At 32.9% G+C, this 12,465-nt stretch carries 8 protein-coding genes and 1 CRISPR repeat array; all 8 genes read right to left on the bottom strand.

Features of this window, described 5'->3' with window-relative positions; genetic code table 11:
• Positions 1-15: 15 nt before the first annotated feature.
• Positions 16-1,764, bottom strand: a complete 1,749-nt coding sequence (dnaK, locus tag WMO42_RS12425; RefSeq protein ID WP_349192416.1) for a molecular chaperone DnaK — start codon at positions 1,762-1,764, stop codon at positions 16-18.
• Positions 1,765-1,928: 164 nt separating this feature from the next.
• Positions 1,929-2,111 carry a hypothetical protein gene (locus WMO42_RS12420; RefSeq protein ID WP_022502752.1) on the bottom strand — a complete coding sequence of 61 codons (183 nt, stop codon included), beginning with the start codon at positions 2,109-2,111 and terminating at the stop codon, positions 1,929-1,931.
• A gap of 30 nt (positions 2,112-2,141) precedes the next feature.
• Positions 2,142-2,969: a CRISPR direct-repeat array (repeat unit 36 nt; unit sequence GTTTTGTTACCATTCAAAATAACATACTTCTAAAAC).
• Positions 2,970-3,022: 53 nt separating this feature from the next.
• On the bottom strand, positions 3,023-3,721 hold the full coding sequence (gene csn2, locus WMO42_RS12415) for a type II-A CRISPR-associated protein Csn2 (protein WP_349192414.1): 699 nt from the start codon (positions 3,719-3,721) through the stop codon (positions 3,023-3,025).
• Positions 3,718-4,038: a CRISPR-associated endonuclease Cas2 gene (gene cas2 / locus WMO42_RS12410; RefSeq protein WP_022501372.1), complete on the bottom strand. Its 321-nt coding sequence runs from the start codon at positions 4,036-4,038 to the stop codon at positions 3,718-3,720. Before cas2 ends, csn2 begins: the two co-directional genes overlap by 4 nt.
• Positions 4,039-4,078: 40 nt before the next feature.
• The gene (cas1, locus tag WMO42_RS12405; RefSeq protein WP_349192413.1) at positions 4,079-4,630 is read right to left on the bottom strand and encodes a type II CRISPR-associated endonuclease Cas1; all 552 of its coding nucleotides are present in this window, start codon (positions 4,628-4,630) and stop codon (positions 4,079-4,081) included.
• Between the two features lie 22 nt (positions 4,631-4,652).
• Complete coding sequence (cas9, locus tag WMO42_RS12400; RefSeq protein WP_349192411.1) at positions 4,653-8,927, bottom strand: type II CRISPR RNA-guided endonuclease Cas9; 4,275 nt, start codon at positions 8,925-8,927, stop codon at positions 4,653-4,655.
• A 643-nt stretch (positions 8,928-9,570) separates the two neighbouring features.
• Complete coding sequence (locus tag WMO42_RS12395) at positions 9,571-10,980, bottom strand: spore germination protein (protein ID WP_022501375.1); 1,410 nt, start codon at positions 10,978-10,980, stop codon at positions 9,571-9,573.
• 120 nt (positions 10,981-11,100) lie between these two features.
• Positions 11,101-12,435, bottom strand: coding sequence for an MATE family efflux transporter (locus WMO42_RS12390; RefSeq protein WP_022501376.1), 1,335 nt, complete (start codon positions 12,433-12,435; stop codon positions 11,101-11,103).
• Positions 12,436-12,465 lie beyond the last annotated feature (30 nt).

Here is a 12,465-nt window from a genome sequence, read left to right as displayed (position 1 = left end):
AATATCAGATTTCCATTAATTATTCAAAACATTTTCAAGATTAATTCTAAGTTCATCTAACTGATGTGCCAAATCAGCATTCATCTTCTCTGGCTTACACTTGACAACAATTCTTTTCAACTGGTTCATAGCTTCCTTTACAGCCTTCTTCTTAGCTTTATCCCATACCTTTTTATTCTGGCTGTATTCGCCCTCAGCTCTCTTTAAAGTATTCTCAGCTTCAATATGCGAATTCCAGTATTCCTCATTCTTCTTATCCTGCTCGCCATACACTTCCGCTTCCCACTTAGCTCTCTCAATCTCTTCCTCTGACATATTAGAGCTTGAAGTTATCGTAATAGACTGCTCTCTTCCAGTTCCAAGGTCTTTAGCTGATACATTGACAATTCCATTGGCATCAATATCAAATGTTACCTCTATCTGTGGAACACCTGCCATAGCCCTCTTGATACCATTAAGCTTGAAATTACCCAAAAGCTTATTATCCCTTGTAAATCTTCTCTCACCCTGAAATACCTTAATATCTACTGATGTCTGGAAATTACCAGCCGTAGTAAATATCTGGCTGTGTCTTGTAGGTATTGTAGTATTACGCTCTATAAGTCTGCTTGCAATTCCTCCAACAGTCTCTATTGACAAAGACAAAGGTGTTACGTCCATAAGTATAATCTCTGATGCCGCTGAGCCTGGCATAAGCTGGTTGCCAAGCTTGCCACCCTGAACCGCCGCACCAAGTGCCACGCACTCATCAGGATTAAGATTTCTTGAAGGCTCTTTGCCCATAATCTGTCTTACCTTATCCTGAACCGCCGGAATCCTTGTTGAACCTCCAACAAGAAGCACCATTCCTATATCATTCTTATTAAGTCCTGCATCATGGAGAGCATTTTCAACAGGAATAACTGTCTTATCAACCAGATCAGCCGTCAGCTCATTAAACTGCTGTCTTGAAATATTCATATCCATATGATGTGGTCCATCTTTAGCCATCGCAATAAATGGAAGATTAATATTGGCATTAAATGCAGACGACAATTCTTTCTTGGCTTTCTCAGCCTCTTCTCTTAATCTCTGCATAGCTGAGGCATCTTTAGAAAGATTAATTCCGTCAGTTTCTTTAAAACGGTCAACAAGATAATTGACAAGCCTTGCATCAAAATCATCTCCACCAAGATGATTATCACCTGATGTTGCAAGCACCTCAATAACATTATCGCCTATATCAATAACTGAAACGTCAAATGTTCCTCCACCAAGGTCATACACAAGTATCTTCTGAGGATTGCCATTATCAAGTCCATATGCAAGTGCCGCACTTGTCGGCTCATTAATGATTCTAAGAACATTAAGACCAGCTATCTTACCCGCATCCTTAGTTGCCTGTCTCTGTGCATCATTAAAGTATGCCGGTACTGTTATAACAGCATCTGTAACTTCTTCGCCTAGGAAATTCTCCGCATCTTTCTTTAACTTCATCAAAATATATGCCGAAATCTCCTGTGGTGTATACGGCTTGCCATCTATCTTCTTCTTATAATCCGTACCCATATATCTTTTGATAGAGAAAATAGTTCTGTCCGAATTAACCGAAGCTTGCCTTCTTGCTGTATCGCCAACAAGACGTTCTTTGTTCTTGGTAAATGCAACAACTGATGGTGTCGTTCTATAGCCCTCACTATTAGTTATAACTGTCGGTGTATCACCTTCTATCACCGCCACGCAGCTATTAGTTGTTCCCAAATCAATTCCGATTACCTTGCTCATAATTCCTCCATCACTCATAGATTATCAATAAATCACAATACAATTCCATTAATAATATAAGTGTATCACATTTATTGGGAATTACCATTAATAAAAGCGGAATTAATTAGAAAAATTATATAAACTTATTTACTTATATTCCATACTCTTATCTGTAACTATGATTAATAAATCTCACAGTTATAAATATATCCGCAGTCACAGCTTACAACAAACCTCTCACCTCTAAGTGTATTTGTAATTCTAGGCATTGTTCCACATTTGGGACATCTAACTTTAATTTCCCTGTTTTGCATCATTTCTCTTTCTGCTTGTCTTGCTAATATAATCGCCTCTTCCTGTATCATACAACCACTCCCCTACATTTATAAAACAATTGCTTTTTACCATTCAAAATAACATACTCCTAAAACACATCTGCAATTTTAATTTCATCTTTGTTTGTTTTGTTACCATTCAAAATAACATACTCCTAAAACTTACTGCTGTATTTCCAAGCAGGTTATAATGTTTTGTTACCATTCAAAATAACACACTCCTAAAACTTCATCTCGTTATGTATGACAGACTGCATAGTTTTGTTACCATTCAAAATAACACACTCCTAAAACTGCATAGTCTGGGGCAGAACGGCTAAGTTTGTTTTGTTACCATTCAAAATAACACACTCCTAAAACCATTCTCTTAGGTGTGAATTATGACAAGGGTTTTGTTACCATTCAAAATAACATACTTCTAAAACCAATATTCACAAGCCATTTTCATACCTCACGTTTTGTTACCATTCAAAATAACATACTTCTAAAACGCTTGATGCGTTATACGAAGAAAAAAGAATGTTTTGTTACCATTCAAAATAACATACTTCTAAAACGTAACACATATGTCATTTGTAGAGAGCAGCAGTTTTGTTACCATTCAAAATAACATACTTCTAAAACAGCCTGCTGCAACAAGTTTGTATCTATGCGGTTTTGTTACCATTCAAAATAACATACTTCTAAAACTTATTCTCATTTGTCCGGGAATCTGTTCGTGTTTTGTTACCATTCAAAATAACATACTTCTAAAACCATCAGATGTTGTATCATCATCATTTGTGAGTTTTGTTACCATTCAAAATAACATACTTCTAAAACTATCTTTCTTCTCGTACATATCAATGCAATGTTTTGTTACCATTCAAAATAACATACTTCTAAAACCTCAAAGTTTTTCAGGTGCTAGCACCACACCTGTATTCTGAATAGTAACATTTTTATTTATTATACAACACAATTTCATCATAATCACTATCAATATACAATATTTTTTCATTTTCAAGCGGTTCTTTTTCTTCGCCTGTTTCTATAAGCAGTATATTAACCTTTTTGTACATAGCATATTTGTATATCTCATTTAATTCATCATCACTCGGATATAATTTTAGATTAACAAATACTAATAATTTAGCGACAGAAAGATATTCAACAACATCTATCAATGAAAATACCGTATCTATTATTTTCCCTTTATTATTTGATATCTTAAGCCCTAATAATTTCAAATACTCTTGTATCCCGATACTTTCCTTATAATTGAATTCAAACGGAAATTCATTGAATACATCTAATACATTTAGCTGTAATTTTTGAAAAATGGTCTGGAACTCTGACATCCTTTCAAATTCCTGCTTGTATATTTTTTCTATTTTATTATACAAAGCACTCTGTATTTTCTTTTGATTAAAATCAATATTAAATACATCAATAATCATCAGCACTTCTTTTTCAATCTTAATCTCTATGTCATTATCTAATATAATTATTCGTTCTTTAGTATCCTCAATATTGTTGATATTATCATTAAGACTGTTTATGACATTAGTAAATAATTTTTTATCCTGAATTTGAAGTACATTAATATATTCTTCTTTAAATATTATATCATTTTCCAGCGAAAATATCTTCATTATCATATAATAATCAGCCTTTCCTCTCCATCAACAATATTTTCCTGTTCACCACCTGACACATATTCAATTCCACTAAACTGCTTTTCAGTTATAACAAGCATTTCTACCAAACCTTCCTGTGGTTTATTCTTTCTTATCTTATTCTTCATAAGATTAACCATAGTTCCGTTTAGAACAAGCTTTGTATACACAGATTCCTGCATCATAATAAATCCTTCCTGAACAAGAAACTGCCGGAATTTTCTATAGTCGTGTCTGTTTTTATCTGTTATTGTGGGCAAATCAAAAAACACCATTACTCTCATAAATCTACTAATCATTCAAATTGATATATCATTGATGCAATAAAACTTTTCTGTTCTATCGCATTAAACATTTTGTCAAGATATATCTGAATAGCATTTGTAACTCTTTATTAAAATTTGATAATAGAATTCCATAGCCATAATTTAATGCCGCATTAATTGAATTGACATCATCTCTTGAAAATTCTTTGCCAAACAGACTATTAAAATACACTTTAGCTGCGTGTGCTTCCCTGTTTGTCATATCAAATGGCTCTATTTCTTCTGCATACTTCATTAATTTAATATTAGCTTCAAATCCATATTTAGAAAGCATTTCTGCCTGATTTAATATTTTCTGTTTCACAATATATGTCCATATTTCCTTGGCATACTCCATATCCCATTGAATCTGCTTACGTATTTTTTTACTAGAGTTATAAGCTCCATAATATGACATTAATTCACTGCATGGATTTCTTTTTTCATCACAGAATATAACTTTTATTTTTCTTTTAACCAGCTCACATAGAAGATATGATGTCAATGATACCTGAGTAGAATCAATTATAACAGTATTAATTTCACTCAGGTGTACCATCCTGACATCTTCACCTCTTGATATCATATAACCATTCTTATAACTTAATTTAACATGACTTTGTACTACTATCGTCCTCCAGCTCAAATGTTGTTCTCCTCTCGTATAAACCCGTAACTGACTTATCTACAAGCGTAATCTTTTTACCAACTTTTTCTCCAGTCTTTCGGCCCATTCTATTGGACAATCCTGTTGCATACTTTCCTAAATATGGATAGTCGGAGTCTGGCTGAACAAGCTTAATCATCTCTGCTATAAATTCTTTCTTATCCTTTACATCAAGTTTATCGAATGAATTATTTTCCTGTATCCTAACCGCTTCTTTAGAAAAGCCTTTGTATTCATCTTTAATTTTAGCTATAAGCAAATTATATAGTCCTATCAACTGCTCATCTAATAACTCTGTCTGAATATACTGCCATTTATCATTTTTACCATATTTAATATAATTCAACAGTCTGTTATATTGCTGATTAGCTCCGCCAAGCACAAATTGTTTTGAATTAATCACCTCTGTTGCACTAACAAGATAATATTCCTCTCCATTTTCTCCTATTATCATCTGATATTTAGGAACTTTATTTCGTAATATTTCAACATCTGCAACACTATTTTTATTAGCTTCATTTAAAATGTCACACACATAATCATAAAGATTAATATCATTGTTTTTAATACCTCTTGCAATATATACAGGTATTTCAACGAATTCCATATGATACTCTTTTTTAACACTCTTCTTCAGTGCCTTTTCGATACAATATTTTACAAGTACAAAATAAGCTTTTTCACCACCTTTATATCCTCCATACTTTCTTGTATCAAGTTCTTTAAGATTATTGGCACCACGCATATTATTGCCCTGTTTTAAAGGTACAAGCTTGCTGCCTGCTTTATCCTCTCTTGGATATTTAGTTTCACTATAAAATGCTCCCGTATTTTCTTCTACCTTTTTAGATATAAGAACATCTCTATAACAGAATATTTTTCTCATATAGGCTATAATATCTTGACCATACCAGTCTGCTTCCTCATTATTACTGCTGAATTTACCAAGCGTTGCAAACCAGTTTACTCCATTATTGTTCTTTGTATTTTCATAATATTTACGCCATATTCTTCTATACTGGGAATAATTAAGCTCTTTCTGCAAACGTGGATAATTCTTCTGTATATACAATCCTATGATATTAGCAAGATATGCATCGTGTGCGTGATGATAATCATTCATATCCCTGTTTTTATAAAACATACAATTATCTTTATTTTCTATCCAGAATCCATTATTATCTTTTTTCTCATATGTAAGCATTTTCCTGACACTTGTGCTTAGACTAGCCTTTACTTCTATTACGTCAATCTGTTCATTATAATAATCGAGTATAAGATTGGCTACTGACTTTACGATCTGCCTTGTTTCGACAAGCTGTCGGTTAATAAATCCTTTCGTAAGTATGTCATCAACATTATTTTTCTGAAGATTATTATATTTCTTTTCTGATATTAATCCAGCTTTTTTCAGGTTCTTCCAGTAATCCATCATCTCACTATCAGAAAATGATTGTGTAAATGCTTCTTTTACTATCTTATTGCCTTTATTCTGATTTTCTTTCTTTAATACCAATGCCTTATTATCCAGACTATCATCATCAGATAATGAATATGGAATTATATGGTCTATCTCAAGATTTTCTGGCTCATTAAGATTTAACTCTTTACCTGTATACAAAGATTTCCCATTCTGCATAAAGTAAAGATACACCTTTTCTTCATCTAAACGTTTCTCATATTGTTTTAATTCCTTATATACTTTTTCATTATACTCATCAACCACATCCTCTTTTAATTTCTTAAGTGCCTTATCAATAGCTCTTTTTCTTGAGTCAGCTCTTTTATTCTTAGCCTTAGGGTCATCTTCCCTTGCAAATTCAATATATATCTGCTGTGGTTTTTCACCCATATATTCAATTATCTCTTCGATTGCCTTCATTGTCTGCCATATACCACGCCTGTTAGCTGGTGATGTATGCATATCCTGTATAACATCTAACAAATCTTCTGTTCCATCATATCTTGGTCGGTTATCATCTATTATCTGCTTTATCTTCTCATCTTTATTAATAATCTGCATCAAATTAGGACAATAATTACAATATAAAAATCTATCATCTGCATCTTCTAGCATATCTATGATAGTTGTTCCCATATCACCTTTTATACCTGCAAGAAATTTTCTCGAAAATCTGCCCCAGCCTTTGAACTTGAGTTTTAATATTTTCTTCAATTGTTCATCTGTCAATCTATCCGGATATTGTTTATTTATCTTTCTTTTAACTATATCTTTATCCTCAAATACGGTAAGCCAGTATATTATATCTTCTATCATCTTTTCATTTCGTTCATCTACATATCCTAATACACGTCTGAACTTATTATAACTGCTTAATGCACAAGCGAATCCATCATCACTCTGATATCCTGTAACATCATATCCTTTGTCATTAATCTTGACATAATTAATTTTATTAAGATACTCTTTAAAATTTTTATCGCTTACTTTAGCCCTTCTTTCACCAATAAATAAATCATTTATTATAGCTTTTCTGTCTTCTTTACTAAGCTTATTGTCATCTATTTTTATCTGCGATAATTCCTCTAATAACATATATTTCTGATATAACAACGACTCTTTTGGAAGCACTTTCTCATTAGGAAGATATGTACAATAATTAGTCATTCTCGTAATAAAATCTTCTGCTGTAACATCTATATCAACAACTCCCTTGACATTCCAGGGATACAGCTTTTCACTTTCTTTTCCAGTTTTTCTAGTCATCCACGCAAAATTACGGTTGCCTTTATTATGATTATTAAGTGGCCCTACATAATAAGGAATTTTGGATATGAGCATTTTAAGTAACTGTTCTTTATTATCCTTTAATTCTTTGTAATATACTCCCTGTTGTGTTAATATCTTATCCATTTCCATTAAATTTAACTGATATGGTATTGCTGAGTTATCAACATTATTTATTTTTTCAAGAAATGTCTCTTCTTCCATCTCTTTTAATATTTTCTGATAAGTTTCATCTTTTAAAGCCCTATCATCTAATATTTTCCTTATGCTTATATATAGCTGTTGCTTTGCACTATAATTCTTATTATCTTTATTAGTTAGTCTCTTTATTCCTTTAATATAATTAGCATAATTCACAATATAATTGCCGCTTTTATCCTTTTCTTTATGAAAGAAATCACTATATTCGTCCTGACTTGCATATTTATGAAATAATTGCTTTAATTCTGACAACTGCTGTTTATGTATATTATATTTAGCAACCATTGCTGATGAGATATATGTATTGTCACCTAATATGCCATGAAGCACCTTCCATGAATATATCTTTTTAAGAGCTTCAATTATAGAATACTTTTCACCAAGTACAGAGCTTATATTTTCTTCCTGCTCTTCATAATTGGCATCTGAAAACTTAGTTTTAAGTGGTTTATTATCTTCACCTGTTAATTCATTTTCACCTACTATAATTCCAACATTAAACTCATAGCCCAGAATTGCCACTGCAACTTCTTTAGAATACTTTTTACTGTAGTCTGCCCTCATAAACATAGCTGCTATAAGTTCTTTTTTATCTTTATTTTTTATCTCATTATCAGCCAGACACTTTTTTATTTCTCTATATACATCATTATATTCATTGCCGTCTTTATCTTCACATTCTTTTATATATGCATTAACCAGATTATTCAACTCAACAAATACATCTTCTACATTATCTATTGATTCGAATGTCTGTCCTTCATACAGAAAATGTCCTCTATATTTCATCATATGATGCAATGCAAGATATATTAGCCTTGCATCAACCTTATTAGTGGTGTTTATCAAATATTTTCTTAAATGATATATAGTTTTGAAATCTTCATAATATTTTTTATCGTTATATTCCTTATCATTAAATAATAAAAATGGTGCTTTAGCTTTATCACTTTTATCTTCATTCCACAAAAATGCCTCATCTAACCTTGCATAGAAATTCGGATCAATCGGCATTATCATATCTGACATTATCTTTCTTAATTCTATAATTCTCGTCCGTCTTCTATTATAACGTCTTCTTGTACTTCTTTTAATCCTGCAATCAGCCGCTGTATCTGCCGACTCAAACAATCTTACTCCCCAAGCACTATTTCTATATGTGTTGCCATTATTACCTTTCCTATTTACTTTTAGCAAATACCCATTCTCATCTGTTAAACACCAGCCGACAGAACCAGTTCCTATATCTAACCCTATGTTATACATAATTTCTTTCCTCCTGTATTATTATATTACTTTTTATTTTCCTCATTTTCTGTATTTACTCATTTAGAGTTTACATATTAGTTTTGCTAAATATTTTGTATGTAACATCATAATTACAATATTTATCCTTAACCATTATCTGTTTATCAATTGTAATGATACTCCTTTTATATCATATATTCAATATTTCAATCCATATACAACAACATTATTTTCATTTTTATTTGCAGATAAAAAAAAAGTCCAAAAATGCTACTTTTCAGACTTCTTAGTTTAGTTGCCATACGCAACTGTAATCATTTAGTTTAAAAATTTATTTTAACCTGCTATGTTATTTTGAATGGTAATAACATTATTATAGTATAACAACTACAAATAAATGTCAACACTCATATTTCATAAACCTAAAACTATACAACAACAAATGTTTTATAACATATTATAATATAACCATATCTTAATCACCCTAAAACCTTATTAAATCAGATATCTCACATTCTACATTTCATTTAATCCAAACAATATAATATCCTAATATAAAATACAATTAAACGGCAATTCTTTCAAATAAATCATACATAGCTTTTGTCAATATCTATTATATAAATTTTTAGCAAAATTGCAAGAACAATATATCTTTTCTCTACTTATAACTATGCGGCAGTCTGACCCTGAGTACCTTCCTCTTAAGCATTTTCCCATCCCAGGGAATAAGCGGATATATATAACTCTTCCCCGTTATAGTCCTGTTAAATGCTATCATAAGCACAGATATTACAACTCCTGCAATAAATCCACCAAGATTAAATATCTGTGTGAGTATAAGAGTAAGCACCCTTAAGAACTTAAATGCATAACCCATTTCAAAGTTTGTCTGTCCATAAGTTCCTACTGTTACAACCGCCATATAAAGAAGTGCCTCCGGATTAAACCAGCCTGAACTAACTGCATATTCACCAACAACAATACCTGCTACAATGCTTAAAGGTGTCGATAACATAGTAGGTGTATTGACTGCCGCAAGCTTAAGACCGTCAACTGCAAGCTCAAGTATAAGGAGCTGTAAAAGCACAGGCACGGTTATATCATCTGTTATAAGCACAAATTTCATAAATTCAGGAACCCAGTCAGGATTGTTTACAAAAAGCAGCCATAACGGAGTTAATATCCACGTTACAATAGAGAAGAAAAATCTTGTAATTCTAAGATATGAGCCAATCATTGGTGAAAAGTTAAAATCATCTGCTTCCTCTATAATATCAAAGATAGATGCAGGAATTATCATAACTGCGGGAGAATTGTCTACCATAATTACAATATTCCCGTCAAGTATTGCCGCTGTTGCAGTATCTGGGCGTTCTGAGTATTTAAACTTCGGAAATGGGTTAATCCATTTATGTGTGAACATACATTCTGCAAGGCTTTCTATATTCATAGTGAGTGCATCAACATCTATTGATTGTATAAGCTTTCTCATTCTATTAAGAACACTCTGGTCAACAGAGTCAGATATATAACATATCGCAACATCTGAACGTGAACGTCTGCCAACTCCATATAATTCCATAGAGAATCTTGGGTCACGTATCCTTCTTCTTAAAAGTGCCGCATTAGATACAAGTGTTTCCACAAAACCATCCCTTGAACCTCTTAACACCCTGTCTTTCCACGGCTCTGATACTGAACGCATAGGATACGTTCTGCAATCTATTAACAGACATTCATCAAAACCGTCTATCGTCATAATAGATACACCTGACAGAAACTGTGTTATAACATAATCAACATTTCCACTCCTTGTAACCTCTGTATAAGGCATACCTTTCTCCAGAAATATATCAAGACTTGTTATGTCCGATTCTTTCAACGAATAAAAGAACTGCATAAGCTTCTCAGCCATATCTTCCCGAACAAATCCATCTATAAAAAAGAAGCCAGCCTTACGCCCCGCAATTATTACTTCTCTCTGAAGTATATCAAAATTACGTTCTACGTTAAGACTGGTTTCCAACCTTTTAATATTCTCTTTAACATTACAGCTAAAATCACTCATTATAGGCATCCTTTCAAACAATCTCAACCAGCTAACATTACCTCACAGTGCTGTGATGTAACATCACCACCAGCCCTGAACAGATAACTATAACATTAAGATTGCCCTGTTACCGTGATTTTATTCATATCTCTTAAGCTTATTACAACAGTGTATAAATGCCGGAATTAAGAATAAATCAGCTGCTATCCACGCCGCCGGATTGGCAAGACACGCACCATTAAAACCAATATGTGGAATTAAAAGTATTGCAACAAGTGTTCTTGCAAGCATTTCAAATACACCTGCTAATATAGCAAATACCGAAAAGCCCATTCCCTGTATACAGAATCTGTATACATTAACACCTGTAAGCGGGATATAGAACAATGCTGATGCCATTATAAATCTTCTTGTCAATTCTATAATTGCAGTTTCTCCTGCATCAACGAACAGGAGTGCAATATAATCAGCCGAGAAATATAACACCACAAGTGCAACAACACTGTATACTGCACCAATTAACATTGCAGCTTTTATGCCCTTTCCGAGTCTGTCTATCTTTCCAGCACCAACATTCTGTCCTCCGTATGTTGCCATTGTAGAACCAAGTGCATCAAATGGACAGCAGGTAAAGTTAAACATCTTAGAACCAGCTGTCATAGCCGCTACATATGACGAACCAAGTCCATTTACTGCCGCCTGAAGTATTGTACTTCCTATTGCTGTTATCGAATACTGAAGCCCCATAGGAACCCCTATAAAGCACAGGTTGCTTATATGTTTTTTACTTATCACTTTTTCCTGCTTAGTGCCCTTAAGTATGTCAAACTTCTTGTACATATATATTGTACAGCCAACTCCTGCTATAAGCTGTGATACAACAGTTGCAACGCCTGCTCCTGCAACACCCATCTTTACATATAATATAAGTATGAAATCCAAAGCTATATTTATGACTGATGACAACACAAGAAAATATACAGGTGTCTTGCTGTCACCAAGCGAACGAATTATACCTGACACAATATTATATAAAAATACGGTTGGAATACCTGCAAATATAATCACAATATAATTATAAGCATGCATAAATATATCATCCGGCGTGTTGAGCAGTCTTAATATCGGAGCACAGAATACAACTGACAATATCGTCATAACAACAGCAAATACTGCACTGCATACATACCCATTAAATACATATTTTCTAAGTTCACTGTATTTCCCTGCACCAAACTGCTGTGCAACCGGAATAGCAAAACCACTGCATATACCCATACAAAAACCAATAATCATAAAATTGATAGAGCTTGTTGCGCCAACACCAGCCAGTGCTGACACACCAAGCGTTTTACCAACTATCATTGTGTCAACAAGATTATAAAATTGCTGAAAAAGCATTCCAAGAAGCATTGGAAATGCAAATCCAAGAATTAATCTAAGGGGTGAACCCTTTGTCATATCCTTTGTCATTGTCTTTCTCCTTGTCCGCTAAAGTGTTCC

The organism is Lachnospira sp. CLA-JM-H23, assembly GCF_040096425.1.
Lineage (GTDB): Bacteria > Bacillota > Clostridia > Lachnospirales > Lachnospiraceae > Lachnospira > Lachnospira rogosae.
Note: the sequence above shows the minus strand (reverse complement) of the source record. Positions and strands in the feature narration are given on the sequence as shown.